Source organism: Rhodobacteraceae bacterium LMO-JJ12 (genome assembly GCA_021555075.1).
GTDB lineage: Bacteria > Pseudomonadota > Alphaproteobacteria > Rhodobacterales > Rhodobacteraceae > JAKGBX01.
The window spans coordinates 243,671-268,590 of record JAKGBX010000004.1 but is presented as its reverse complement, the minus strand read 5'-3'; the positions used below and the strand labels follow the sequence as shown (position 1 = coordinate 268,590).

The following is a 24,920-nucleotide window of genomic DNA, read 5'->3' as shown; positions in this document are numbered from 1 at the left end:
TGAAATCGCCAAAATACTTGGTGATCGCCGCCGTCAGCGTTGTCTTGCCGTGGTCAACGTGACCAACAGTCCCGATGTTCACGTGCGGTTTGTTACGTTCAAACTTTGCCTTTGCCATGCCTGCGGCGCCCCTTGGTTGCGGCCACCGGGTCAAACACGACGGCCAAGTTTCACTCCGCGCGCCGTTTATTGGGTTGTGCGCAGGAAATCAAGGCCCCTATGCAGGACAACCAATCCGGGTCGGACAATGCACCGGAAAAGACGGTTCAGGACTTGAACCAGCCCTCCTTGTAATTCTGGCGTGTAAGATAATTCTGAACCTGCTTGGCTGCGTTGCGGGTAAGTCCCCGCATTTGTTCCTCGGGTGTTTGTGTATAACCCGACCCCACAAGTGAATCGCCGGAAAAGCTTTCAATAACAGTAATTTGCTCGACCTTTTCGTTCAGCTTCTTACCGGCCGCGTCATCCCAGACCGTCAGATTGATGATGAGGATCGATTTCGGGCTTGCAACCAGAGGTATGCCGGGTTGGGCCAGCACGTAGCCTTCCAGGCTGATGCCGAAGTGATAAAGCTTGTCGCCCTCATAGCGGCCGAACCTCTCGTCGATCGCTTCTTTCATGATCTTGATAAATTCGTCCTTGTCGGCCTCGCGAGAAGCGGGCCCCTTGGTCAGCTTGGGCGCGACGACAATGTTATGCCCTAGAGAGAAATTTCCCAATGGAACCGGTGGCTTATCCAGGTCATTCGAATTGGTGCAAGCGGTGATAAACGCCAATGCGACAAACAGAAAAACGATACGGAACATTAGCGACCCTCAAGCATGATTTATCGCAATGAGATAGCTCAGGCGGGTGCGGCGTGCAATCATTTGAATGCCGCAGCTATTTTCCTATATTGAAAAGGCAATAGCGAGAGGGTGATGATGACGTCTGCGCAACTCCCCGTTCATGTGCCGTTGGTGACACGACCGATGGGCATTCTGGCCTCGCTGAATGCGGCGCGGCGCAATCTGTTGGAGATCCTGCCAGAAATCGCCACCACGCAGCCGATGGTCTCGGGACGTACAGCCAAACGCTGGCATATGGTGATGGACCCCGGCGCAATCCGGCGCATCCTATTGGAAAATATTGATAATTACCCGAAATCTCTGGTTACAAAAAACCTGCTGAAACCCGCGATTGGTGACTCTCTTTTTATTGCCGAGGGCGCGCACTGGCGCTGGCAGCGACGGGCGGCGGCGCCGGCGTTCTCGCATCGCAACGTCGCTGGCCTTGCGCCGGTGATGTCGGTGGCGGCCGAACATAGCCTTGCGCGGATCGAAGCGGCAGGGTCGCGCGCCGTCGACATGTATGAGGAAATGATTCGGTCCACATTTGAAGTTATTGGAAACGTTACATTTTCCCGAGGGTCGCATTTCGATCCCGACGAGGTCCACAAGGCAATCGACGCCTATATCGACGCGGCCGGGCGGCTGTCGTTGTTTGATATTCTGGGCTTTCCCGATTGGGTGCCACGTCCGGGGCGGATGGTGACCGGCAAGCCTTTGCGGCAGATGAAGGCGCTGGCAGATGAGGCGGTCGAGGCGCGCAAAACCGGTGGCGGGCGTGGTGAAATACCTGATCTGCTCGACCTGTTGCTTGAGGGCGAAGACCCTGAAACCAAAAGGAAAATGAACACATCCGAACTGCGCGACAACCTGTTGACCTTTATCGTGGCAGGGCATGAAACGACGGCGTTGACGCTGAGCTGGGCGCTCTATCTTTGTGCCTTTGATCAGGAGGTGCAGGACCGCGCGCGGGCGGAGGCGCAGGGGGTGTTACGGGGTCGAACCGCGACGGTTAACGATTTGGAATCCCTGCCTTTTATTCGAATGATTGTGGATGAGACGCTGCGCCTTTATCCGCCTGCCGGAATCCTGTCGCGCACGGCGCAGGGGCGTGATGAGCTTTGCGGGCGTGAGGTGCTGCCTGGCGATACTGTGATGATCCCGATTTATGCGCTGCATCGCAACCGGCTCTTGTGGGATGATCCCAATGCGTTCAAACCAGAAAGATTCAATGATCGCAAAGATATAGAGCGCTATGCTTATCTTCCTTTCGGGGATGGCCCGAGGATTTGCATCGGGTCGAGTTTCGCGCTTCAGGAGGCGGTGATCATTCTGGCAACGTTGCTTGGCAGGCGCCGATTCCACCCGGTAGTGGGGCGCGACCCCAAGCCGGTGATGATCCTGACGTTGCGCCCGGAAGGCGGCGTCTGGCTGACCTCGGAGCCGGCATAGGTTAACGGCGGCGCACGGTGGATTTTCGTGAGGGTGACTCGCGGCTGCTGCCCGGCTGTCAGGCGTATGACATCGGATTCCTGAATGTATGAACGGCTGTTAAGGTCAATGCGGCGTTCGGCGTCGCGCAAAGGCGAGGAGTCGGCCCACCCGGCATCGTGATTTCGAACCGCGCGATCAGGGCGCTATGCTGCACCGGCCAAATGAACCGAAAAGGACAATATCATGACCCGTCTGACCGCCAAGGATTTTGCCCCCGAGCTTCTGGAGCTTTACGATTTTTATGCCCATGGGATAATCACCAAGCGTGAATTTCTGAACCGCGCCGGAAAGTTTGCCGTGGCCGGAATGGCCGCGCCCGCGATATTGGCGGCGATGAGCCCGGATTATGCGATGGCCGAGCAGGTGCAATTCACCGACCCGGACATCGTGCCGGAATATGTCACCTACCCTTCGCCTGACGGGCATGGCGAGGTGCGCGGATATCTGGTGCGGCCAGCCGCCGCGACCGGGCCGGTGCCGGGAGTTGTGGTGGTGCATGAGAACCGCGGGCTGAACCCATACATAGAGGATGTGGCGCGGCGCGTGGCCAAGGCAGGGTTTGTGGCGCTGGCGCCGGACGGGCTGAGTTCTGTCGGGGGATATCCCGGCAATGATGATGCCGGGCGCGATTTGCAGCGCACTGTGGATGGCGAAAAGCTGATGAATGATTTTTTTGCCGCGATTGACTGGCTCAAAGCGGCGGACTTCACCACTGACAAGGTGGGGATCACCGGGTTCTGTTATGGTGGCGGTGTTGCGAACGCGGCGGCGGTGGCGTTTGAGGATCTGGGCGCGGCGGTGCCGTTTTATGGCCGCCAACCCCGCCCCGAGGATGTTAAGCGGATCAAGGCGCCGGTGCTTTTGCATTATGGCGAGCTGGATACCCGCGTGAACGAAGGCTGGCCCGATTATCAAAAGGCACTGGATGCGGCGGGCGTGACCTATGAGGCGCATATCTATGAGGGGGCCAACCACGGGTTCCACAATGACAGCACCCCACGTTACGACGAAGCAGCGGCAGAGCTGGCCTGGGCGCGCACGATTGCTTGGTTTGAGAAATACCTAGGCTGAGGGGCGCGGCCCTGCTGGTTGATGTCTGATATGGGAAAAAAGCAGACATCGAGTTGAAACGCCGCGCCCGAACCATGGGGGCAGTTCGGGCGCGGCGCAAACCATGTTTGCGCATTCAGTGCGGCATTCGAGCGGCATTCGATATGTCAGTTCCGGGCTCGAAGTGGTCCCACGCCAGCAATCAACTGAATTTGTAGTCTTTCGGGAAACCATAGGGCGGGCGTTTGCCGACCCCTGCCCGTTTGCCTAGCCATTCGGTCATGTCGGGTTCGTGGCGGGTCTTGCCGCCGCCCATTTCCCAGCTGAGCCCCTGCTCCCAGACAAAGGTGACAAGATCGCTCAGGCCGCCATCGAGTTCGAGGGCACCCTGACGTCCACGTGCCAGATTGTATTTCTGCAAGCGCACGCCCTTGCCGCGCCCCATCTCGGGCAGTTCGGAAATCGGGAAGACCAGAAACTTGCCATTTTGCGAACAGATCGCGACGTGATCCCCCGCCACCGGTTTGCAGATGGCTGCAACCGTTCCCTTGACGTTGAGCACCTGTTTGCCCGAACGGGTCTGGGCGATGATCTCATCTTCGGGCACGATAAAGCCGTTGCCTTCGGCGGAGGCGACCAGAAGCTTTTCGCCGGGACGGTGGATGAACAGCGTGACGATTTCGGCCTCGTTGGGCAGATCAACCATCAGGCGCAAGGGTTCGCCCATGCCGCGCCCGCCGGGCAGGTTGGCGGCGCTGAGGGTGTAAAAACGCCCGTTGGAGCCCATCGCAACCAGACGATCGGTTGTTTCGGCATGGAACAGGAAGCGGCCCTCGTCGCCATCCTTGAATTTCAGCTCGCGGTCGAGGTCGATATGGCCCGACATGGCGCGAATCCAGCCCATTTTTGAGCAAACAACCGTGATCGGCTCTTTTTCGATCATCGCTTCGAGAGGCACTTCTTCGGCCTCGACGGCTTCGGCAAATTGGGTGCGGCGGGCGCCGATCACATGCGCCTTGCCAAATGTCTTGCGCACCTGTCTCAACTCGTCAGCGACGCGATCCCATTGCAGGGTTTCACCTTCGAGCAAGTCGTCAAGTTCGGCGCGCTCTTTCATCAGGGCATCGCGTTCCTTGACCAGCGCCTCCTCTTCAAGACGGCGCAAGCTGCGCAGACGCATGTTGAGGATGGCTTCGGCTTGAACGTCCGAGAGACCGTTTTCACGCCCCGCAAAGCTGTGTGGCAGCGCGCGGGTGCCGTCGTCGCTTTCGGCCAGAACGCCGCTGGCCAGAGCTTCGGCGTCGGCCACCAGGGCAAGTTTGGAAACGTCCACGCCATCAAGCGGGGAAACATAATCGGCTTCATCGAGCGCGCGGGCGATGGTTTCCTGATGCGGGCGGCTCCAATCCTCATACATCAGGGCCGCTTTGGGGTCGTCATCATAGCGGATGATGTCAATCACACGATCCAGATTGAGGAAGGCGGTGATCAGGCCTTGCAGCACTTCGAGCCGGTTGTCGATCTTCGCCATGCGATAGCGCGAGCGGCGGATCAGAACCTCGCGGCGGAAATCGAGGAAGGCGCGCAGCACTTCCTTCATCGAGCAGACCTTGGGCGTGACGCCGTCGATCAGCACGTTCATGTTGAGCGAAAAGCGCACCTCAAGATCAGAGTTGCGAAACATCATGTTCATCAGAACGTCCGGATCGACGTTCTTGGAGCGCGGCTCAAGGATCAGGCGGATGTCTTCGGCGGATTCGTCGCGCACATCCGCGAGAATCGGGATCTTCTTGAGTTGAATGAGTTCGGCGATCTTCTCGATCAGTTTGCTCTTTTGCACCTGATAGGGAATCTCGGTGATGACGATCAGCCATTGGCCGCGCCCCTGCTCCTCGATCTCCCATTTACAGCGCAGACGGAAGCTGCCCCGCCCGGTGCGATAGGCGTTGGCGATGTTTTCACGCGGCTCGACAATCACCCCGCCCGTGGGGAAATCGGGGCCGGGCACGAAATTCATCAACGTGTCATCGCGCGCGTCGGGGGTTTTGATCAGATGCAGGCAGGCGGCGATCAGCTCGTCGATGTTATGCGGCGGAATATTGGTCGCCATGCCCACGGCGATGCCGGTTGAACCATTGGCCAGAAGATTGGGGAATTGCGCCGGCAGAACGCTGGGTTCTTCCAGGCGACCATCATAGTTGGGCCGAAAATCAACCGCGTTTTCGCTCAGCCCTTCGAGCAGCGCCTCGGCAAAGACGGTCATGCGGGCTTCGGTATAGCGCGACGCCGCCGGGTTATCGCCGTCGATGTTGCCAAAGTTGCCCTGCCCGTCGACCAGCGGATAGCGCACCGCGAAATCCTGGGCCAGGCGGGCCATCGCGTCATAGATCGCAGCGTCGCCATGCGGGTGGAAATCGCCCATCGTATCGCCCGAGATCTTGGCCGATTTGAGGAACCCGCCGGTCGCGCTGAGGCGCAGGCGGCTCATCGCATAGAGGATGCGGCGGTGCACCGGCTTCAGACCATCGCGGGCATCGGGCAATGCGCGGTGCATGATGGTCGACAGCGCATAGGTCAGGTACCGCTCGCCAATCGCGCGGCGTAACGGTTCGGACACCTCGGTGCCTGCTTCGTCGTCTCTTTCGTTCGGATCATCAACCAAATCGCTCATGCCCGCTGTTTAGCGGGCGATGGATTCGCCAGCAAGCGCGATTGCCCGCGGCGTTGGTTTATTCGTGCAGGTCAGGAAATCCGGACTGGATTTTGACTGTAGGTGTGTGCAAAATACGTCTTATTGCCACTTGCGGGAAATTTTATGGGTTCTTCCCCCTGTGGAAGGAACGATTCTGCTGTAATTGAGTTCTAATTGGTAAGGTAATTGGGGGTTTTGCCATGTGGCGTTTTATTGTCGTAACTTTTGGATTTCTGGGATTTGCGTTCTATCAGCTGAGCGGCGGTGCAAATTATGTGCCCAAAGACGGCTCGCGCCAGCATGCAGCGCAACGCGCGCAAGCGATCAAGACCACCGCGCTCCCAGGCGCGCAGAAAGCGACCCACAATGCGCCACAAGTGACAACGAACCCCGTGATCATTCTGCGCAACCCGCAAACATCAGGACAAGATGCAAGTGGTGCTGGCGACGCGCGCCTTGTTCTGGCTTCGGCCAACCCGGAGCTTGCCACGACTAACGCGGGCAAGCGCGCTGAATTGACTTTGAGCGGTGCGACAGAGGCCATCACAGGGGCCAACGGGGCGGTGCCTGAAGTGGCCACCGTGGCGGCAGATCCAGACAAGATCGCCCGGCTTGTTGCCGCCGCCGCGACCAATGCCCGCGTACCCGCGCCCCCCGCCGAGGTGGACAGAAGCAATGTGGGTTTGTCGGCGGATCAGGAGTATCGCCTGGTCAAGGCGGCGCGCGTCAACATGCGTTCTGGGCCTGGTACGGATTATGAGGTTGTTGATCAACTGACCCAGGGGACCGAGGTGGCGATTCTGCATGACGATGGCTATGGTTGGGTTGAACTGCGCGTGCTTGAGAGCGGGCAAGAAGGCTGGATGGCCGACTACTTGCTGGTGTCCGCGAACTGACCCCTTGGCATCGGGCCGCAGGGCCGACCGCGTGAAACACATGTTGAAAGGCCCCGGCTTTGGTTCGGGGCGTTTTGCCGTTTGCCGCGCCACAAGGCCGAGCCGCCCGCGCCCAAGGCAGACAATGCGGCGTCGGAGGTCTTTTCTTGTTCAGAAAGACGCAGGAAGCTCCTAAATCGTTTCGCGATAAACTCGCAATTCAAGTTCATCACGAAACCCTTTAGGGAGACTGCGTGGACACGAAAGGCGCGGCATGACTGGCAAATCCATTCTCATCACCGGGTGTTCCTCGGGCATTGGCCATGACGCGGCACTTGGGCTGCAGGCGCGCGGTTGGCGGGTCTTTGCCAGCTGTCGCAGCGCCCAGGACTGTGCGCGGCTTCGCAACGAAGGACTGGAAAGCGTGGTGCTCGATCTTGCCGATCCCGAAAGCCTGCATGCCGGGCTGGCAGAGGTGTTGCGCGCCACCGGCGGCACGCTTGATGCACTCTACAACAATGGCGCCTTCGCGCTGCCGGGCGCGGTCGAGGATTTGCCGACCGAGGGCTTGCGTGCGGTGTTTGAGACCAACCTCTTTGGCACCCACGAGCTGACCCGCGCGGTGATCCCCGTGATGCGCGCCCAGGGGCATGGGCGGATCGTCAATTGCTCGTCTGTGCTGGGCATGGTGCCGATGGCCTGGCGCGGCGCCTATGTCGCGTCGAAATTCGCCCTTGAAGGTCTGAGCGATACGCTGAGGATCGAGATGCGCGACACGGCCATTCATATCATTACACTGGCGCCGGGGCCGATCACCTCGCGCATCCGCGAAAACTCGATCCCGCATTTCGAGCGCTGGATCGATTGGGAGAAAAGCCCGCGCGCCCAGCAGTATCGCGACGACCTGAGACCGCGGCTTTATGAGAAACGCGACCGCGATTTCTTTGAGCTGCCCGCAAGTGCAGTGACGAAAAAGCTGATCCATGCCCTTGAGGCGACGCGCCCGCGTCCGCGCTATCACATCACCAACGCGACCCGCCTGATGGGCGCGGCGCGCAGGATCCTGCCGACAAGACTTCTGGATTGGCTGATCGCCAAAGGATGAGCCGGGCGCAGGCTTAACAGCGCAGAAATCCGGCGCAATTGTGCACGCCCCGGCAATTCGCCCCTTCGCATTTGAGCGCCCAAGCCTTACAAGTCACCACAAGGTTTAAACGAAAGGATGTCCCCATGGCCAATGATCCGCTCTTCTGGGTGGTTGCGATTGCCTGTCTTGGCGTGCTGGTCATCCTGATGATCGGGGTGGGCGGGTTTGCCAAAGGTGGCGAATTCAACCGCAAACACGCCAACAAGATCATGCGCTGGCGCATTGCGGCGCAGGCCGTGGCAATTGCCCTCATCCTGCTGTTCGTCTGGTTCAGATACTGAAAGGAGCCTGCCTGATGGTGGTTTTGTCTAAAATCTATACCCGCACCGGCGACAAGGGCGACACCGCACTGGGCGATGGCACGCGTCGGGCCAAGCACGACCTGCGTGTCAGCGCCTATGGCACCACGGATGAGCTGAACTCGACGCTCGGACTGGCGCGGTTGCATGCCACGGGCGATACCGATGCCGCGCTGGCGCGTATTCAAAACGACCTGTTTGATTGCGGCGCCGATCTCTGCCGCCCGGATCGCGAAAACGACGCCACGGCAGAATACCCACCGCTCAGAATGGTCGATTCTCAGGTTTCGCGGCTGGAGCAAGAAATTGATGCGATGACCAAGGTGCTCGAACCCCTTCGCAGCTTCATTCTGCCCGGCGGTTCACCGCTGGCCGCACATCTGCACCTCTGCCGCACGGTGGCGCGCCGCGCCGAACGGCTATGCGTTGACCTCGCCTGCCACGAAGACGTGAACCCTGCCGCAACCAAATATCTCAATCGGCTGAGTGATTGGTTCTTTGTCGCGGCACGCATGGCCAATGACGACGGGCGCAACGATGTCTTGTGGGTTCCCGGCGCCAACAGATAAACGCGCCATTCCGCTTCATCTTGCCGAAAATATCCAAATCCGCCCCTTGCCCCATGCGCCCTGCCCGCCGACTGGCCACCCCGTCGGCGGCCTGCCCCCAGAGACGCGCGAAGGCGGCAGGGTGGGCAAGTGCCACGCTCCCGCGAACGCCCCGATCGAGCGGGTGGGCGCCGCCCGAGCGCGTCTCTTTGTCGCTTCCTTGTGAAACAATTCGTCGCGAATGCAGGCGCAAAAGCGGGGAACGCCGCGTCTGTTCGCGCTAACGAGGCGATTTTTCCCTGTCTCAGCGCGCCCCGAGACTGTAACAGAACCAAGAGAGCCTGAATCGCCCGCCAACGGGTGACAATGCAGATACGAAGGAGACCGCTGGAATGAAGGTGCTTGTGCCTGTCAAACGCGTGATCGACTATAACGTGAAAGTCCGTGTGAAGGCGGATGGTAGCGGAGTTGATCTTGCCAACGTGAAAATGTCGATGAACCCGTTCGACGAGATTGCCGTGGAAGAGGCGATCCGCCTGAAAGAAGCGGGCAAGGTCGAAGAAGTGATCGCCGTATCCATCGGCGTGAAACAGGCGCAGGAAACGCTGCGCACGGCGCTGGCCATGGGTGCGGACCGCGCCATTCTGGTAGTCGCTGCGGATGACGTGCATAACGACATTGAGCCGCTGGCCGTCGCCAAGATCCTGGCGAAAATCGTCGAAGAAGAACAGCCGGGCCTCGTGCTTGCTGGCAAACAGGCGATCGACAACGACATGAACGCCACCGGCCAGATGCTGTCGGCCCTGCTGGGCTGGAGCCAAGCGACCTTTGCATCCGAACTCGACGTGGACGGCGACAACGCCAAGGTCACGCGCGAAGTTGATGGTGGTTTGCAGACCATCAGCGTGAAGATGCCAACCATTGTGACGGTTGATCTGCGTCTCAACGAGCCGCGCTATGCAAGCCTCCCGAATATCATGAAAGCGAAGAAAAAGCCGCTGGATGAGAAAACCGCGGCGGATTACGGCGTTGACGTGACACCGCGCCTCGAAGTCGTGAAAACAAGCGAGCCGGAATCGCGCAAAGCTGGTGAAATTGTCGGCTCGGTTGACGAGCTGGTGGCGAAACTCAAGGAAGCGGGGGCAGTATAATGGCAGTTCTTCTTCTTGCAGAAGTCAACAATGGCGAACTGGCGATGGACGCCACCGCCAAGGCCGTAACAGCAGCAAAAGCTCTGGGCGACATCACGGTTCTGGCCGCTGGTGCCAGTGCTGCGGATGCGGGCAAAGCCGCTGCGACAATCGACGGTGTGTCGAAGGTTCTGGTGGCCGAGGATGCCTCACTTGGGCACCGTTTGGCAGAATCGACCGCAGCACTTATCGTCAGTCTTGCGGGGGATTATGAGCATATCGTGGCCCCTGCGACCACCGACGCAAAGAACGTGATGCCACGTGTGGCAGCGCTTCTTGATGTCATGGTGATCTCGGATGTGTCGGGCGTCGTTGACGCCAACACGTTTGAGCGCCCGATTTATGCCGGTAACGCCGTGCAAACAGTGAAGTCATCGGACGCCAAGAAGGTCATCACCTTCCGGACCTCGACCTTTGATGTTGCCGGAACCGGCGGGTCGGCTTCGGTTGAAACCGTGTCGGCGGCGGCTGATCCGGGGCTTTCGAGCTGGGTCGAAGACAAGGTCGCGGCGAGCGATCGCCCGGAACTGACCTCGGCGGGTGTGGTTGTGTCCGGGGGCCGTGGTGTCGGCTCGGAAGACGATTTCAAACTGATCGAGCAACTGGCTGACAAGCTGGGCGCTGCGGTGGGTGCGTCCCGCGCGGCCGTCGATTCGGGCTATGCACCGAACGATTGGCAAGTTGGTCAGACCGGTAAGGTGGTTGCACCTGATCTCTATATCGCCGTGGGTATTTCGGGCGCTATCCAGCACCTTGCGGGGATGAAGGACAGCAAGATCATCGTCGCCATCAACAAGGACGAGGAAGCGCCGATCTTCCAGGTGGCCGATTATGGTCTGGTGGCGGATCTTTTCACCGCTGTGCCGGAATTGATCGAGAAGCTCTGAACCACGCGAGGCGGGGAACACCCCGCCCTGCGACATTACGTGAGGCCCGCCCGGAAACGTGGCGGGCCTTATTGTTCGGGGGCACCCAGCAACGGCGCAAGCCTATCGATCAGCGCGCGCGCCGCCTCGGTATGGGCGGCGGGGCCAAGCATGCCGCGCGCCGCAGGGGCCTCAAGTTCGCTGAACACCATGCCCTCGACGCCACGTGTCAGCGCCGCCGGGCTGGCCACGACTTCGATCACTGCGGCGACACGCGGGCGCAATCGCTCAATCATCCAGCGCTCGATCGCGAAGGGATCGGCGCGCGCATCGGTCAAATCGGTGCTGTTCTCAGGCGCGTGATCGGCAAACCACAAGAGCACGGCATGCGGCCCGATGCGCGCCAACAACAACTCCATCCGCGCCAGCCACGCCTTTTGTACTTCGCCAATCACCATCGCAAAACGATCCGGCGCATTCGCCGCCAGGCTACCCAGCATGTGCCGGGTAAAATGGAACTCGGTGAAGTCGATTTCGCGAAACACCGATTGCATCATTGCCGATGCGCGCAGGAAGCGGTCATTGCGGCGCGGATGCACCGAATAGTAGCGGTTCGACAGGTTGTTTGCGCCGGTCACCTGCACCACGCAATGGTGCGCCTTGGCCGCCGCGGCCAGTATCGTGGTATCGTTGAGGAAGACATCGACCCCGGCGTTCGTCTGACCGAAATTGACGCAAGAGATGCCCGATGCCTGTTCCACCAGATCGGGAAACGGAGTCGCAATAAACTTGCCGTAGGTTTCAGTACCGCCGAGAAAAACGATGAAATCGCCCTCTGTCTTGCGGGCCGGGCCACGGAACACAAGACGGCTTTCGCCATAGTGACACGGGTCATAGTCAAGGGGCCCACCGCCCCCCATGTTTTCATAGGACATTTTACCCACCAAATTTATCTCACCCGAAGCCAGATTCGCAGAAAGCCGTTTCTGAAACGCTAATGCGCGGAATTGACGCGAGTTTTAACGAACCCTTTGGCGCTGGCAGCGGATTTCGCGGCGCGCGGCCTCTTGCGGAAAGCGGCGGCACCCGCCTATGGTTGGGGCGAATTTGGCAGATAGGGCAGCGGCATGGAAATCAAGAAGGTCGGCGTAATCGGGGCGGGGCAAATGGGCAACGGGATCGCGCATGTGATGGCGCTTGCCGGGTATGATGTGCTGCTCAACGATATCAGCGCCGAGGCGCTGGAAGCCGCCTTGGCGAAGATCGAAAAGAACATGGGTCGTCAGGTGGGTCGCGGGTTGATCACTGACGCGGAAATGGCCACCGGCATGGCGCGCATCAAGGCAACGCAGGATCTGCCCGAATTGGGCCAAAGCGATCTGGTGATCGAAAGCGCGACCGAGAATGAAGACATCAAGAACAAGATTCTTGCCTCGCTGGCGCCGCATCTGGCGGATCATACGATCCTGACCTCGAACACCTCGTCGATCTCGATCACACGGCTGGCCAGCCGCACCGACCGGCCGGAAAAGTTCATGGGCTTTCATTTCATGAACCCGGTGCCGCTGATGAAGCTGGTTGAGTTGATCCGGGGGATTGCGACCGATGCGGCAACCTATGACTCGTGTCTGGCGGTGGTTGAAAAGCTGGGCAAGACGGCGGCGAGCGCCGAGGATTATCCAGCGTTTATCGTCAATCGTATCCTGATCCCGATGATCAACGAGGCTTGCTATGCGCTCTATGAAGGGGTGGGCAATGTCGCCTCGATCGACAATGCAATGAAGCTGGGGGCGAACCATCCGATGGGGCCGCTGGAGCTGGGCGATTTCATCGGATTGGACACCTGTCTTGCGATCATGCATGTGCTGCACGACGGCTTGGCTGATACAAAATACCGCCCCTGCCCGCTCTTGACGAAATATGTCGAAGCGGGTTGGCTGGGCAAGAAGACCGGACGCGGGTTTTACGACTATCGCGGCGATATGCCGGTGCCAACGAGGTGAAGGGATGCGCACAAGACCTGATGAGCTGACCGAGGTTACGCTGCCGGATGGGCGGGTCACGGTGGACGAGCATGGCTATCTGACCGATCCGAACCTTTGGAGCAAAGGGTTTGCCGAATATGCCGCGAAGGCCGAGGGGATCACCCTGACGCCGCGACATTACGAGGTGATCAACTTCGTGCGCGCCAGTCAGGAGGAGCATCGCATCATCCCCGATCAACGCTTTGTTCTGAAGTTTTTGGGGCATGGCGAGACGCTGAGCAAATCCGAGGCCAAAGACGCGCTCTATGAGTTGTTTCCCCAAGGCTATGTCAAACAGGTCTGCAAGATCGCCGGGATGAAACAGCCGCGCGCCTGGTCGACTGGATAAGGCCACTTACGGCGCGCGCACGCAGCGCGCCATATGCCGCGACGTCAGGGTTTACCTGCGCGTCATCGGCGCGTTTTGCTGGCACCATGAGCGAGCAAATCACCATCGAAACACAAGGCGGCAGGATTGCCGGGCGATTATTTCGCGCCCCTGCCCCGCGCGCCGTTGCGGTCTTGAACCCGGCCACGGGGGTGCCACAAGCCTATTACCGACATTTCGCCGCGTGGCTGGCCTCAGAGCAGGGTGTGAGCTGTCTCACCTATGATTATCGCGGCTTTGGTGCGTCAGCGGACGGGCCGGTGGGCAAGGTGCGTCTCAGCATGGCCGATTGGGGCATTCACGATCAACAAGCGGCGCGCGATTGGCTGGTTGCGCAGGCGGAGTTTGAGGGTGTGCCGCTCTGGGTGGTCGGGCATTCGCTGGGCGGTTTCATGCTGGGCTATCAAACCGGGTTGGAGGGGATTGCACGTGTGATCGCGGTGAGTTCGGGGCCGATTCATGTGTCGGATCATCCCTGGCCGTATCAGGCATCGGCACGGTTTTTCTGGTTTGTGCTGGGGCCGGTGCTTTTGGCGAGTATGGGGTATCTGCCCGGCAAGCTTTCTGGGCTGGGGGCGGATGTGCCGGGGCCGGTGTTTACCCAGTGGAAACGCTGGTGCACGACGCGTGGGTTTCATCGGGTCGACAAAAGCCTGCCACCCTATGATGCGAGCGCTCTGAGCGCGCCGCTGCGCAGTGTGGCGCCGAGCGATGACGTGATGATCCCGCCCACCGTCGTTGCACGCCTGGGCGCGCTTTACCCGCAATCGGCGCAGACCCATGAGGTGCTTGACCCAGCGCAATTCGGGCTGAGCAAGGTCGGACATCTGGCGGCATTCGCACGACGCAACAGCGCGCTTTGGCCTGCGATACTGGGGACGCAAACGGCGGTTTGAAATAGGCGCGGCGCGCGGTAAGCTGGTGTCGGGAGATTGGCCATGTTCGCACGTTTGTGTCTTGCAGTAATGTTGTGCGGCGCTGGCGCGCTTTCCGCTCTGGCGCAGGAAGGACGCGAGGCGTCTGAGCTGATCCTCGAAAGTTATGGTGTGTATTGCGGTAGGGAAGGCCCGTCGAGCAAGGTGGCGGCCCCCGGAACCGTGCTGGGCTATATCCAGGTTACCGACGCCGACGCGCAAGCAACGGTGGTGACAACGCGGGTGCCGGCGGCGATGGGCATTGCCTTTGGCGTGGCGTTACGGGTGGCGCCGGATCAGTCGGGGTTTTCCGCCGAGTTTCGTGTCACCCACCCCACCGCAACGCCGGGCGCGCGGATTACTGAACGATGGATCAGCAGGTTTTCACCCGACGAGCCGACGCTCAACCGGTTTCGATTTGAATTTGCCGAAGAGTTGAATATCGGACTTTGGGTGATGGAGGTCTATCACGAAGAGGCGTTGCTGTTTCGTCAGGCCTTTGAGGTGGTGCCGCAAGACGCGGCCGCTGATATCCTGGCACAGTGCGCAGGGTTTGCGCCGGTGTCGTGATCTGCGATTGCAATGCCCCGGAAAATTGCCCATGAACGCCCGACCCGGAATGATTGCCCGAGGAGACCCGTCGATGAGTGCCGAAAAACCAACCGTTGTTCCCGCCGATCCCCGTCAGATTGCTGAGTGGCTGGAAGCGGACGAGATCGTTCTGGTCGATGTGCGCGAACCATCGGAATATGAGGTGGAACATATTGCGGGGGCGCTGTTGCTGCCTCTATCCAGCTTTGAGGCCGATCTGTTTCCGACCCTTCCGGGCAAGAAGCTGGTGTTGCATTGCGCGGTTGGCAAGCGTTCGGAAGCGGCCGGGAAGATGCTTTTGAACGAGGGCCATACCGGCGTGATCCATATGACGGGCGGGATGGATGCCTGGAAGGCGGCGGGGCTGGCGACCGAAGTGCAGCTGACTGCGCCGGGTGAACCCACCACGCCGGGGCCGGTGTTTTTATGCCCCGCGCCCGGTGAGGTGTTGCGCGATGAGTATCTGGAACCGCTGGGCATCACCCTGCCCGATCTGGCGCGTGCCATAGGGGTGTTTGAGGGGCGGTTGGCCAGCCTGCTGAAAGGCGAGGAGAAGATCACGGTGGAGCAGTCGCTGCGGCTGGCGCGGTATTTTTCGACTGCGGCGGATTTCTGGGTGCGTTTGCAGATCGAGCACGACATGGAACGCGCCCGCCATGCGGTGGGTGAGGATATTCGCCGCTCGATCACGCCGCGCACACAGGCGGGCTGATCGGCGCGGTTTGGCTTAGCCCATAAGGGCGCGGCGGATCAGATTGAGGCCCGCAATCAGCAGCACAACCAGCGTGGCGCGACGAAACAGCACCTGATCAATGCGGTCGTGCACCATGAAGCCGAGCGCCATGCCCAGCAGCGCAGGCACGCAGAGCGCGATGGAAAACGGCAATGTTTCCCAGCGCATCACGCCCGAGCCGATATGCGCGAAAAACAGAACCAGAGTGCCAACGCCATAGAGCACACCCTGAATGCGCACCGAATCATGCTTGGGCGTATCGAGCGCGGTGAGATAAAGCACCGTGGGTGGCCCCCAAGTGCCGGAAAAGCCGCCGATCAATCCAGAAAACGCGCCAACTCCGGCCTCGATCGCAGGTGAATTGCGCTTGAGGTGCGGTCGCCATCCCAAGAGTTGCAAGGCCGTGAACCCCACGACCGGCACGCCGATCATCAGCAGCATCGTCGCAACCGGAAGCACGCGCACCAGTTGCGCCGAGAACACCAACGTGACGGCAAGCGCGCCCACGAACACACGATATTCGACAACCGAACGCCAGGCCTCGCCGAGACCCTGGCGCAACCCCTGCCAGAGATTGGCCAGCACGGTGGGCAGGATCAGCCCCGCAAGCGCCAGATCCGGCGTGACCAGGCTTCCCAATAGCGCGATCATGATCATCGGCAGGGCAAACCCCACCATGCCTTTGACCACACCCGCCAAGAGGGCCACGCCAAAGCAGAGTGCAAAGGTGAGCGGGGTGACCAGGGTGAAGAGACTATCCATGATGCCCTCATAAAGGCTTGCAAGGGCGCGTCAAACCATACTGCGCCGCGAAGGGTTTCGTGCGGGGGATGAGAAAGCGGGCTAAAAGCCGCGTTTGATGCCTTGGCAATGGGTTTTCGGCAATGCCAAAAGGGCCGGGTTGCAACTATTGTTTCTATTTGGTTGCGCAAGAATTGAACGGAGTTACGCCGCTTTGCAGCAATGATGTTGCGCTGCACCTGCAAAATGTTTTAATCACCCAAGTGAAACACGAAATAACCCGCAACACGCCCAAGGATTTGGACACTCTCGCCATGACAGATATTCTCTTGCCTGATCTTCTGACTCTCACCCGCGCCGCTGTTGCCCCCGCCGAAGCGGTTCTGGATAAGGCGCTTGGCGCTCTGCGTGAAAAGGTGAGCGAAGCGGGGCGCGTCTCGAACAGCTTGATTGAAGAAAATCAGGTGGCGGCGCATGGGGTTGCGTGGCTGGCGACATATGTCGAGGCGCTGCGCCAGATGCAGAAATGGGCCGAAAAGATCACCGAGGTGGGCAAGTTTGGTGAGGTTGAACAGCTGATCCACCAGATCGCTTTTGGCGAATACCTGCACCAGATCGCCGGTGGCATTGCAATGAACCAGGGCGAGGTTTTCCGACTGCAAGAGCTGGGGCTTGGCTGGGACGCATTGGCGGGGTTCCAATGCGATGAAGTGCAAAGCCTGATGGCGCGCGGTAATACACAGGACGCGCGCACGCAGTTGGTTGCCTTGATGCAGGAACGCGCGGCCGAGATCACGGTGGGGGCCACCGGGCTTGATGAAGAGCTTGAGATGATCCGCGAGCAGTTCCGCCGCTATGCCGTTGAGAAGGTGGAACCCTTTGCCCATGACTGGCATCTGAAGGACGAGTTGATCCCGATGGAGGTGATCAACGAATTGGGCGAGATGGGCGTATTCGGGCTGACCATCCCCGAGGAATTTGGCGGGCTGGGTCTGTCCAAGGCGTCGATGGTTGTGGTCAGCGAAGAGCTGAGCCGGGGCTATATCGGGGTGGGATCGCTGGCGACCCGGAGCGAGATCGCAGCCGAGTTGATCGAGGGCGGCGGCACGGATGCGCAGAAAGAATATTGGCTGCCGAAAATCGCCAGCGCGGAAATTTTGCCGACTGCGGTGTTTACCGAACCCAATACCGGCTCGGACCTGGGGGCCTTGCGCACCCGCGCGGTGAAGGAGGGCGATGATTACCGGATCACCGGCAACAAAACCTGGATCACCCATGCGGCGCGCACCCATGTGATGACCCTGCTCGCGCGCACCGATCCCGAAACGACGGATCACAAAGGGCTGTCAATGTTTCTGGCCGAAAAGACGCCCGGCACCGACGAAGCCCCCTTCCCCACCGAGGGGATGACGGGCGGCGAGATCGAGGTTCTGGGCTATCGCGGGATGAAGGAATACGAGCTTGGCTTTGATAATTTTGCCGTGAAGGGCGACAACCTCTTGGGTGGCGTCGAGGGGCAAGGCTTCAAGCAGTTGATGAAGACCTTTGAGGCGGCACGCATTCAGACGGCAGCGCGCGCCATTGGTGTGGCGCAATCAGCGCTGGATCAGGGGATGCAATATGCCCAGGACCGCAAGCAGTTCGGCAAGGCGTTGATCGAATTTCCGCGGGTGTCGAGCAAGCTGGCCATGATGGCGGTGGAAATCATGGTGTCGCGGCAGCTGACCTATTTCAGCGCCTGGGAGAAGGACCACGGCCAGCGTTGTGATCTGGAAGCAGGGATGGCAAAGCTCCTGGGCGCGCGTGTGGCCTGGGCGGCGGCGGACAACGCCTTGCAAATTCATGGCGGCAATGGTTTTGCGCTGGAATACAAGATCTCGCGGATCCTGTGCGATGCGCGGATCCTCAACATCTTTGAGGGAGCGGCGGAAATTCAGGCGCAGGTGATCACGCGGCGTTTGCTGGGGTGAGCCTGCTCTTGTTGCGCGGTTGAATGCATAAGAGTTGGGGGTTTCACCCCCAAGCCCCCAGGATATTTCCGGCAAGATGAAGCAGGGGCGGCGCGGCTCAGGGCGCATGTCGGCGGGTTTCTCCGTCTCATGAATGCGCTTTGGGGGGCTAGGTCTTAGAGAGGGTGAGAAATCGTCGGGAGCGCTCTTGACCTTCCAGTTACAGGAATCCCTATGTAAGCGGAAACATCGAAGGATTTTTCCGCATGGGCGCGCTGCATGATTTGAAACTGTCGATTGACGGGATGAGCTGTGCGTCCTGCGTTGGTCGCGCGAAATCGGCGCTTGAAGGCGTTGATGGTGTGAACGAGGTGGAGGTCAACCTGGCGAGTGAGCGCGCGCATATACGCTTTGGCGCGCCCGCCGACCCCGGAATCATCGTCGCCACACTCGATAAGGCCGGTTATCCGGCACGACTGGCGCGCGCGGTGCTTGAAATTGAAGGCATGAGCTGCGCCTCCTGTGTTGGACGGGTCGACAAGGCGCTGGCGGCGCTTCCGGGAGTGGTGGAGGTGAACGTCAACCTCGCGTCCGAGACTGCGACGGTGCGCTACCTCGAAGGCATGCTGACGCCCGCCGAGTTGCGCAACGCGGCGCGCGAGGCGGGTTATCCGGCGCGGCTGCGCGAGGGCGGCGAGGCGCCGGATGCGGGCGCGCGCAAGGAAGCGGAGGCGGGCGAGCTGCGGCGTGATCTGATCATTGCCGCCGCGCTGACGCTGCCGGTGTTTGTCGTGGAAATGGGGGGGCATCTTTTCCCTGCGCTGCATCACTGGATCGCAGGCACGGTGGGCCAGCAGGCCAGTTGGGTGGTGCAGTTCCTGCTCACCACGCTGGTTCTGATCTTTCCGGGGCGGCGGTTCTATACCAAGGGCTTTCCGGCACTGTTGCGCGGCGCGCCCGACATGAATTCTCTGGTCGCCGTGGGCACGTCCGCCGCCTATCTCTTCTCGGTGGTGGCAACTTTCGCGCCCGCCCTGCTGCCCGCTGCCAGCCGCGCGGTCTATTACGAGGCAGCGGCGGTGATCGTGGTGCTGATCCTGCTCGGGCGCTTCCTTGAGGCGCGCGCCAAGGGGCGTACCGGGGCGGCGATTGCCAAGCTGATCAACCTCGCCCCCAAGACCGCGCTGGTGCGGCGCGATGGGCAGGAGAGCGAGATTGATGCCAGCGAGGTCGTTACCGGCGACACGGTGATCCTGCGACCCGGTGCGCGGGTGCCGGTGGACGGTGAGGTTTTGAGCGGCGAAAGCCATATTGACGAGAGCATGATCACCGGCGAGCCGATCCCGGTGGACAAGCATCCCGGCGATCCTGTTACCGGCGGCACGATCAATGGCACGGGCGCGCTCGAGCTCAGGGCCACGGCGGTGGGGCGCGATACCACGCTGGCACAGATCGTGCGCATGGTGGAAGAGGCGCAGGGCGCGCGGCTGCCGATCCAGGGGCTGGTCGACCGGATTACGCTCTGGTTCGTGCCTGCGGTGATGGTGTTGGCGGCTCTGACAGTGCTGATCTGGCTGATCTTTGGCCCCGCCCCGGCGCTTAGCCATGCGCTGGTGGCAGGTGTGGCGGTGCTGATCATCGCCTGCCCCTGTGCCATGGGGCTGGCCACGCCGACCTCGATCATGGTGGGCACCGGGCGCGCGGCGGAAATGGGGGTGCTGTTTCGCAAAGGGGATGCCTTGCAGGCTTTGCAGGGCGTCGAGATGGTGGCCTTCGACAAGACCGGAACATTGACAGAAGGGCGCCCGGTGCTGACCGACCTGATACTGGCCGAGGGGTTTGAGCGCGCCGAGGTGCTGCGCCTTGTCGGGGCGCTCGAAGGGCAATCCGAACATCCCATCGCACGCGCCATCGAGGCGGCAGCAAAGACCGAGGCGGGGGTCCTGCCCGCGGTGAAAGAGTTCGGCTCGCTGACCGGCTTTGGCGTGCGCGGCAACGTCGAGGGGCGCGATGTGCTGGTCGGTGCCGCCCGATTGATGGCGCGCGAAAACATTGACACCAATGCGCTGACGGACCAGGCCGAGGCGATGGCGAAGGCGGGCAAGACGCCGCTCTACGGCGCGATTGACGGTCAGATCGCAGCCCTTGTCGCGGTAGCCGATCCGCTCAAATCCACCACGCGCGCAGCGCTGGCGGCGCTGCACGCCATGGGCCTCAAGACCGCGATGATCACCGGCGATGCGCGCGCCACGGCCGAAGCCATCGCGCGCGAGGCCGGGATTGATCATATCGAGGCCGAATGCCTGCCGCGCGCCAAGGTCAAGGCGCTGGAGGGGCTTGGCGCAAAAGGCAAGGTGGCTTTTGTCGGCGACGGGATCAATGACGCCCCGGCCCTGGCCGCAGCGGATGTCGGCATTGCCATCGGCACGGGCACGGATGTGGCCGTTGAGGCCGCCGACGTGGTGCTGATGCGCGGCGATCTCGGCGGCGTGGTCAATGCCTTTGCCGTCAGCCAAGCGACGATGCGCAATATTCGTCAGAACCTCTTCTGGGCATTCGCCTATAATACCGCGCTGATCCCGGTTGCGGCAGGCGCACTCTATCCTGCTTTCGCAGTTCAGCTGTCGCCGATGCTGGGGGCGGGTGCGATGGCGCTGAGCTCGGTTTTCGTCGTCAGCAACGCGTTGCGCCTGCGCCGCTTGACGCCACAGATGAAGGAGACATGACATGAACATCGGAGAAGTCGCCGAAGCCAGCGGGCTGCCCGCCAAGACCATCCGCTATTACGAGGATATCGGGCTGATCACGCCCATGCGCGCAGGCAATGGCTATCGCTCGTTTCGTGAAAGCGATCTGCACAAGCTGAGCTTTCTGGGGCGCGCCCGCTCCTTGGGGTTTTCGATCGAAGACTGCCGCAACCTGCTGGCGCTTTATGAAGACCGCACCCGTGCCTCGGCGGATGTAAAGGCCATTGCGCGCGAACATCTCGCCCGGATCGAGGCCAAGCTGAGCGAGTTACGCCAGATGAAAGATACGCTTTCGCATCTGATCACGGCCTGCGCCGGGGATGATCGCCCCGATTGCCCGATCCTGAGCGATCTCTCCGCGCCACCCGCCACGAAACCCTGATCGCCTTCATCTTGCCAGAAATATCCCGGGGGGTATGGGGGGCTGGCCCCCCATGGGCGCGCGCGGCTTGCCAGCCGCCCCCGGCTTGAGTATCCCAAGGTCGGAGCAACCCCGAAAAAGGCAGGCAACATGAGCAGACACGTCGATCTTCTGATTATCGGCGGCGGCATCAATGGCTGCGGCATTGCGCGCGACGCAGCGGGGCGCGGGCTTTCGGTTGTGCTGGCCGAGATGGGCGATCTCGCGCAGGCCACCTCATCTGCCTCGACCAAGCTCTTTCATGGCGGGTTGCGCTATCTCGAATATTTCGAATTCCGCCTGGTGCGCGAGGCGCTCAGGGAACGCGAGGTGCTACTCGGCGCCATGCCTCACATCGCTTGGCCGATGCGCTTTGTGCTGCCCTTGGCGCCGGAAATGCGCTTTGAAGGGGAAACCCCGGCGTCGCGGCTGATTGGCCGATTTATGCCTTGGATGGGCGGGCGGCGGCCGGGCTGGATGATCCGGCTGGGGCTGTTTCTTTATGACCACATGGGCGGGCGCAAGATTCTGCCCGCAACCCGTGCTCTTTCGTTGGAAAACACCCCGGAAGGGGCGCCGCTCAAGGATCATCTGACGCGGGCCTATGAATATTCCGATGTCTGGGTGCAGGATGCGCGGCTGGTGGTGCTGAATGCGCGCGACGCGGCGGCGCGCGGTGCAGAGGTGATGACGCGCACCAAGGTGGTGGCGGCCCAGCCCGACAACGGTGCCTGGCGCGTCACGCTTGGCAATGGCGAAGTGATCCGTGCGCGCGCACTCGTCAATGCGGCGGGGCCTTGGGTGGGCGATGTGATCGGCGGGGTGCTCAAGCTGGACACGCAAGAGCGGGTGCGGCTGGTGCGCGGCTCGCATATCGTTACGAAGCGGCTATTTGACCACGATAAATGCTATTTCTTTCAAGGGCCTGACGGGCGCATCATCTTTGCCATTCCCTATGAGCAGGATTTCACCCTGATCGGCACCACCGATGTTGACCATGACAATGCCGAGACTGCGCCGATCTGCACCGAGGAAGAGGCCGATTATCTGCGCGCCTTTGCCGGACAGTATTTCAAGCGCCCGCTGGAGCGCGAGGATATCGTTTGGACCTATTCGGGAGTGCGCCCGCTTTATGACGACGGGGCCAGTTCGGCGACGGCGGCGACGCGCGAATATGTGCTGCGTCTTGATACCAGCACGGGCGCACCGGTTCTCAATGTGTTTGGCGGCAAGATCACCACCTATCGGCGGCTGGCCGAGGCGGCCATGGGCAAGCTTGGCGCGGTGTTCGAGGGGCTGCGCGGGGATTGGACCGCCGGCGTTGCGTTACCCGGCGGGGATTTCCCGGTGAACGGCGTAGCCGGGTTGATCGCGGCGTTTCGTGCGGCGCAGGATTGGGCCAATGAGAAGACGGCCCAGCGCATCATCCGGGCTTATGGCAGCGAGGCACAGGGCATTTTCGCGAATGGGCCGGGCGAGGATTTCGGCCATGGCTTGCGCGGGGCCGAGGTGGATTGGCTGATTGCGCGCGAATGGGTGCGCTGCGTCGAGGATCTGCTTTGGCGGCGCTCCAAGCTGGGGTTGCATTTCAGCGCAGAGGAGCGCGCGCATCTAGCCGCGTATATTGAGACGCAACTGTCCGCTTGAAACGCTTATCTGCGCCCTGCCCCGATAAGGTGCAGGACGCCAGTTTGGCTCAACTCTTGCCACCCTTGATGTCTTGCCACGGGCGCGCCTTCTGACCGCGATATTTTACCGTGAGATCAAGCGGCGTGTCGTTTTCGTCGTAAACCCCGAGAACAATTCCGCGCCGCGCGCTTGCGGTGCGCATTTCGATAAGCTGCGCCTCGGAGCGGGTGGTGCGCTGTGATGGGCGCCGGGTCCATGCGAAAAGCTTATCATAGAGCGCCTGGATCACCTCGGCGTGTTCATCACTGTCGCCCAGATCGGTGAGTTCGTCGGGATCGTTCTCCAGATCGAACAGAAGCGGGCGATAGCCGCCTTCGCAATGCACCATTTTCCAGCGCTTGTCGGCGATCATGAACATCACCGCGTCGCGCACCGATGCATTCATCAGCTTGGCGATGGGTGAGCCGGAGTAATCGTATTCGCAGATGACGTACTCGCGCTCGGTTTCGGCCCGTGTGCCATGCAGGATTGGCAGCAGGCTTTCGCCCTCAAGGATGTGGCCCACGGGTTCGCCCCCGGCGACATCGAGAAATGTGGGCGCAAGATCAATGCTTTCGACCAGCGCATCGCAAACCGTGCCGCGTGTCGCGTCGGCCTCGGGGGATGGGTCATAAATGATCAGCGGCACGCGGGTTGAGGCGTCGTGAAAGAAGGTTTTCTCGCCAAGCCAGTGATCGCCCAGAAAGTCGCCGTGATCCGAGGTGAGCACGATCATCGTGTCCTGCATCCGCCCGGTTTCTTCCAGCCATTCGAACAATCGGCCCATCTGATCATCGACCTGTTTGATAAGGCCCATATAGGCCGGGATCACCGCCTCGCGCACGTCCTGACGCGAGAAGGTTTGCCCCACTTTGGTGTCCATGAAGGCCTTCAAGACCGGGTGGGCGTTCTGACGTTCCGTGTCCGAGCGCACCACCGGGAGGACATGTTCGGGGCCATACATGCTGGCATAGGGTTCGGGCACGATATAGGGCCAATGTGGCTTGATATAGCTGAGATGACAGCACCATGGGCCATCATGGCTTTGCATGAAGTCGATGCCGCGGCCCGTCATATAAGGGGTTTCGCTGTCTTCTTCGTCGATATTGGCCGCCATCGGCGAGTTCTTCAGAAACCAGCCGGAGAGCACGTTGCCATCGGCATCGAGACCGGAATTGGCAAAGTCATGCCACGGGTTATCGGCGTCATAGCCCTTGGCCTTGAGCCATTTGTTGTATTCCTTGGCACCGTCGGGATCATAGGCGCCATCGGGGCCTTCGGGCAGCATGCCATCGTCACGCTCAAACACGTCAAAACCGCATTCGGCAACGCGCGCACCGATGAAGGAATCCGGCTCAAGCCCGAGGCGTTCCATACCTTCCTTGTCCGCGCGCATGTGGGTTTTACCGACCAGCCAGCAATCCATCCCCGCCTTGCGCAGATGGTCGCCCATGGTCATTTCACCGACCTTCAGGGGGATACCGTTCCAGCTTGCGCCGTGGGAGTGGACATAGCGCCCTGTGTAGGTGCTCATCCGGCTTGAGCCGCAGATCGGCGATTGAATGTAGGCGCGCGTAAAGCGCACGCCTTTTTGCGCCAATCGATCGATATTCGGCGTTTGAAGATGCGGGTGGCCGTATGAGCTGAGGTAATCCCAGCGCAATTGGTCAAACATGATGAACAGGATGTTTTTCGGTTTGGCCATGATGCTCGATCCTTGGGCTGGGGGACTGCGCCAGCATAGCCAGAGAACCTGCACATGTTAAAGGGTGTGATT

23 protein-coding genes are annotated in these 24,920 nt (G+C 60.7%); 17 read left to right on the top strand and 6 right to left on the bottom strand.

Features of this window, described 5'->3' with window-relative positions; translation table 11 throughout:
• Together LZG00_20090 and LZG00_20085 are read right to left on the bottom strand one after the other, a co-directional pair.
• A partial coding sequence (locus LZG00_20090) for a GTP-binding protein (GenBank protein ID MCF3596291.1) occupies window positions 1-118 on the bottom strand: 118 nt, incomplete at its 3' end.
• Window positions 119-266: 148 nt separating this feature from the next.
• Window positions 267-806 carry a hypothetical protein gene (locus tag LZG00_20085; GenBank protein MCF3596290.1) on the bottom strand — a complete coding sequence of 180 codons (540 nt, stop codon included), beginning with the start codon at window positions 804-806 and terminating at the stop codon, window positions 267-269.
• A 114-nt stretch (window positions 807-920) separates the two neighbouring features.
• On the opposite strand from LZG00_20085, the gene LZG00_20080 reads away from it, so the two are divergent.
• Entirely contained in the window at window positions 921-2,279 is a 1,359-nt protein-coding gene (locus LZG00_20080; GenBank protein ID MCF3596289.1) for a cytochrome P450, read from the top strand.
• Window positions 2,280-2,504: 225 nt separating this feature from the next.
• On the top strand, window positions 2,505-3,392 hold the full coding sequence (locus LZG00_20075) for a dienelactone hydrolase family protein (GenBank protein MCF3596288.1): 888 nt from the start codon (window positions 2,505-2,507) through the stop codon (window positions 3,390-3,392).
• A 181-nt stretch (window positions 3,393-3,573) separates the two neighbouring features.
• Here the strand turns inward: LZG00_20075 and LZG00_20070 are convergent, their stop codons facing one another.
• Entirely contained in the window at window positions 3,574-6,042 is a 2,469-nt protein-coding gene (locus tag LZG00_20070; protein ID MCF3596287.1) for a DNA topoisomerase IV subunit A, read from the bottom strand.
• Between the two features lie 221 nt (window positions 6,043-6,263).
• Here LZG00_20070 and LZG00_20065 point away from each other — a divergent pair, with 221 nt between their 5' ends.
• The 6 genes from LZG00_20065 (at window position 6,264) to LZG00_20040 (ending at window position 11,009) form a co-directional block, all read left to right on the top strand.
• Window positions 6,264-6,959, top strand: a complete 696-nt coding sequence (locus tag LZG00_20065; protein ID MCF3596286.1) for an SH3 domain-containing protein — start codon at window positions 6,264-6,266, stop codon at window positions 6,957-6,959.
• A 253-nt stretch (window positions 6,960-7,212) separates the two neighbouring features.
• Window positions 7,213-8,043 carry an SDR family NAD(P)-dependent oxidoreductase gene (locus tag LZG00_20060; protein MCF3596285.1) on the top strand — a complete coding sequence of 277 codons (831 nt, stop codon included), beginning with the start codon at window positions 7,213-7,215 and terminating at the stop codon, window positions 8,041-8,043.
• A gap of 125 nt (window positions 8,044-8,168) precedes the next feature.
• Window positions 8,169-8,366, top strand: coding sequence for a twin transmembrane helix small protein (locus LZG00_20055; protein ID MCF3596284.1), 198 nt, complete (start codon window positions 8,169-8,171; stop codon window positions 8,364-8,366).
• 14 nt (window positions 8,367-8,380) lie between these two features.
• Complete coding sequence (locus tag LZG00_20050) at window positions 8,381-8,953, top strand: cob(I)yrinic acid a,c-diamide adenosyltransferase (protein MCF3596283.1); 573 nt, start codon at window positions 8,381-8,383, stop codon at window positions 8,951-8,953.
• A 371-nt stretch (window positions 8,954-9,324) separates the two neighbouring features.
• Window positions 9,325-10,083, top strand: a complete 759-nt coding sequence (locus LZG00_20045) for an electron transfer flavoprotein subunit beta/FixA family protein (protein ID MCF3596282.1) — start codon at window positions 9,325-9,327, stop codon at window positions 10,081-10,083.
• Entirely contained in the window at window positions 10,083-11,009 is a 927-nt protein-coding gene (locus tag LZG00_20040) for an FAD-binding protein (GenBank protein ID MCF3596281.1), read from the top strand. The genes LZG00_20045 and LZG00_20040 overlap by 1 nt, the downstream gene beginning before the upstream one ends.
• A gap of 68 nt (window positions 11,010-11,077) precedes the next feature.
• On the opposite strand, the gene LZG00_20035 is transcribed toward LZG00_20040, so the two are convergent.
• Window positions 11,078-11,923 carry a DUF6473 family protein gene (locus LZG00_20035; protein ID MCF3596280.1) on the bottom strand — a complete coding sequence of 282 codons (846 nt, stop codon included), beginning with the start codon at window positions 11,921-11,923 and terminating at the stop codon, window positions 11,078-11,080.
• 192 nt (window positions 11,924-12,115) lie between these two features.
• Here LZG00_20035 and LZG00_20030 point away from each other — a divergent pair, with 192 nt between their 5' ends.
• From LZG00_20030 to LZG00_20010, 5 genes are all read left to right on the top strand, one after another.
• Window positions 12,116-12,991, top strand: a complete 876-nt coding sequence (locus LZG00_20030) for a 3-hydroxybutyryl-CoA dehydrogenase (protein ID MCF3596279.1) — start codon at window positions 12,116-12,118, stop codon at window positions 12,989-12,991.
• Between the two features lie 4 nt (window positions 12,992-12,995).
• A complete protein-coding gene (locus tag LZG00_20025) occupies window positions 12,996-13,361 on the top strand; it encodes a TusE/DsrC/DsvC family sulfur relay protein (GenBank protein ID MCF3596278.1) in 366 nt (121 codons plus the stop codon).
• Between the two features lie 86 nt (window positions 13,362-13,447).
• Window positions 13,448-14,296 carry an alpha/beta fold hydrolase gene (locus tag LZG00_20020; GenBank protein ID MCF3596277.1) on the top strand — a complete coding sequence of 283 codons (849 nt, stop codon included), beginning with the start codon at window positions 13,448-13,450 and terminating at the stop codon, window positions 14,294-14,296.
• Between the two features lie 42 nt (window positions 14,297-14,338).
• Window positions 14,339-14,884 (top strand): DUF3859 domain-containing protein, encoded by a 546-nt coding sequence (locus LZG00_20015; GenBank protein MCF3596276.1) that lies wholly within the window; start codon window positions 14,339-14,341, stop codon window positions 14,882-14,884.
• A gap of 73 nt (window positions 14,885-14,957) precedes the next feature.
• Complete coding sequence (locus LZG00_20010) at window positions 14,958-15,617, top strand: HigA family addiction module antitoxin (GenBank protein MCF3596275.1); 660 nt, start codon at window positions 14,958-14,960, stop codon at window positions 15,615-15,617.
• A 15-nt stretch (window positions 15,618-15,632) separates the two neighbouring features.
• Here the strand turns inward: LZG00_20010 and LZG00_20005 are convergent, their stop codons facing one another.
• Window positions 15,633-16,400 carry a sulfite exporter TauE/SafE family protein gene (locus LZG00_20005; GenBank protein MCF3596274.1) on the bottom strand — a complete coding sequence of 256 codons (768 nt, stop codon included), beginning with the start codon at window positions 16,398-16,400 and terminating at the stop codon, window positions 15,633-15,635.
• Window positions 16,401-16,693: 293 nt separating this feature from the next.
• Here LZG00_20005 and LZG00_20000 point away from each other — a divergent pair, with 293 nt between their 5' ends.
• From LZG00_20000 to glpD, 4 genes are all read left to right on the top strand, one after another.
• A complete protein-coding gene (locus LZG00_20000) occupies window positions 16,694-18,349 on the top strand; it encodes an acyl-CoA/acyl-ACP dehydrogenase (GenBank protein ID MCF3596273.1) in 1,656 nt (551 codons plus the stop codon).
• A 245-nt stretch (window positions 18,350-18,594) separates the two neighbouring features.
• Window positions 18,595-21,054 carry a heavy metal translocating P-type ATPase gene (locus tag LZG00_19995; protein ID MCF3596272.1) on the top strand — a complete coding sequence of 820 codons (2,460 nt, stop codon included), beginning with the start codon at window positions 18,595-18,597 and terminating at the stop codon, window positions 21,052-21,054.
• Between the two features lies 1 nt (window position 21,055).
• On the top strand, window positions 21,056-21,457 hold the full coding sequence (cueR, locus tag LZG00_19990; protein MCF3596271.1) for a Cu(I)-responsive transcriptional regulator: 402 nt from the start codon (window positions 21,056-21,058) through the stop codon (window positions 21,455-21,457).
• Window positions 21,458-21,586: 129 nt separating this feature from the next.
• Window positions 21,587-23,122, top strand: a complete 1,536-nt coding sequence (gene glpD, locus LZG00_19985; GenBank protein MCF3596270.1) for a glycerol-3-phosphate dehydrogenase — start codon at window positions 21,587-21,589, stop codon at window positions 23,120-23,122.
• Between the two features lie 49 nt (window positions 23,123-23,171).
• On the opposite strand, the gene LZG00_19980 is transcribed toward glpD, so the two are convergent.
• Window positions 23,172-24,848 (bottom strand): sulfatase-like hydrolase/transferase, encoded by a 1,677-nt coding sequence (locus tag LZG00_19980; GenBank protein ID MCF3596269.1) that lies wholly within the window; start codon window positions 24,846-24,848, stop codon window positions 23,172-23,174.
• Window positions 24,849-24,920 lie beyond the last annotated feature (72 nt).

Bases quoted from the DNA above. Each gene is read 5' to 3' on its own strand.
- LZG00_20055 (MCF3596284.1), top strand. From the start codon at position 8,169: ATGGCCAATGATCCGCTCTTCTGGGTGGTTGCGATTGCCTGTCTTGGC.
- LZG00_20030 (MCF3596279.1), top strand. From the start codon at position 12,116: ATGGAAATCAAGAAGGTCGGCGTAATCGGGGCGGGGCAAATGGGCAAC.
- LZG00_20015 (MCF3596276.1), top strand. From the start codon at position 14,339: ATGTTCGCACGTTTGTGTCTTGCAGTAATGTTGTGCGGCGCTGGCGCG.
- LZG00_20080 (MCF3596289.1), top strand. From the start codon at position 921: ATGATGACGTCTGCGCAACTCCCCGTTCATGTGCCGTTGGTGACACGA.
- LZG00_20040 (MCF3596281.1), top strand. From the start codon at position 10,083: ATGGCAGTTCTTCTTCTTGCAGAAGTCAACAATGGCGAACTGGCGATG.
- LZG00_20035 (MCF3596280.1), bottom strand. From the start codon at position 11,923: ATGTCCTATGAAAACATGGGGGGCGGTGGGCCCCTTGACTATGACCCG.
- LZG00_20020 (MCF3596277.1), top strand. From the start codon at position 13,448: ATGAGCGAGCAAATCACCATCGAAACACAAGGCGGCAGGATTGCCGGG.
- LZG00_20075 (MCF3596288.1), top strand. From the start codon at position 2,505: ATGACCCGTCTGACCGCCAAGGATTTTGCCCCCGAGCTTCTGGAGCTT.
- cueR (MCF3596271.1), top strand. From the start codon at position 21,056: ATGAACATCGGAGAAGTCGCCGAAGCCAGCGGGCTGCCCGCCAAGACC.
- LZG00_20005 (MCF3596274.1), bottom strand. From the start codon at position 16,400: ATGGATAGTCTCTTCACCCTGGTCACCCCGCTCACCTTTGCACTCTGC.
- LZG00_19995 (MCF3596272.1), top strand. From the start codon at position 18,595: ATGGGCGCGCTGCATGATTTGAAACTGTCGATTGACGGGATGAGCTGT.
- LZG00_20060 (MCF3596285.1), top strand. From the start codon at position 7,213: ATGACTGGCAAATCCATTCTCATCACCGGGTGTTCCTCGGGCATTGGC.
- glpD (MCF3596270.1), top strand. From the start codon at position 21,587: ATGAGCAGACACGTCGATCTTCTGATTATCGGCGGCGGCATCAATGGC.
- LZG00_20045 (MCF3596282.1), top strand. From the start codon at position 9,325: ATGAAGGTGCTTGTGCCTGTCAAACGCGTGATCGACTATAACGTGAAA.
- LZG00_20025 (MCF3596278.1), top strand. From the start codon at position 12,996: ATGCGCACAAGACCTGATGAGCTGACCGAGGTTACGCTGCCGGATGGG.
- LZG00_20065 (MCF3596286.1), top strand. From the start codon at position 6,264: ATGTGGCGTTTTATTGTCGTAACTTTTGGATTTCTGGGATTTGCGTTC.
- LZG00_19980 (MCF3596269.1), bottom strand. From the start codon at position 24,848: ATGGCCAAACCGAAAAACATCCTGTTCATCATGTTTGACCAATTGCGC.
- LZG00_20085 (MCF3596290.1), bottom strand. From the start codon at position 806: ATGTTCCGTATCGTTTTTCTGTTTGTCGCATTGGCGTTTATCACCGCT.
- LZG00_20010 (MCF3596275.1), top strand. From the start codon at position 14,958: ATGAGTGCCGAAAAACCAACCGTTGTTCCCGCCGATCCCCGTCAGATT.
- LZG00_20000 (MCF3596273.1), top strand. From the start codon at position 16,694: ATGACAGATATTCTCTTGCCTGATCTTCTGACTCTCACCCGCGCCGCT.
- LZG00_20070 (MCF3596287.1), bottom strand. From the start codon at position 6,042: ATGAGCGATTTGGTTGATGATCCGAACGAAAGAGACGACGAAGCAGGC.
- LZG00_20050 (MCF3596283.1), top strand. From the start codon at position 8,381: ATGGTGGTTTTGTCTAAAATCTATACCCGCACCGGCGACAAGGGCGAC.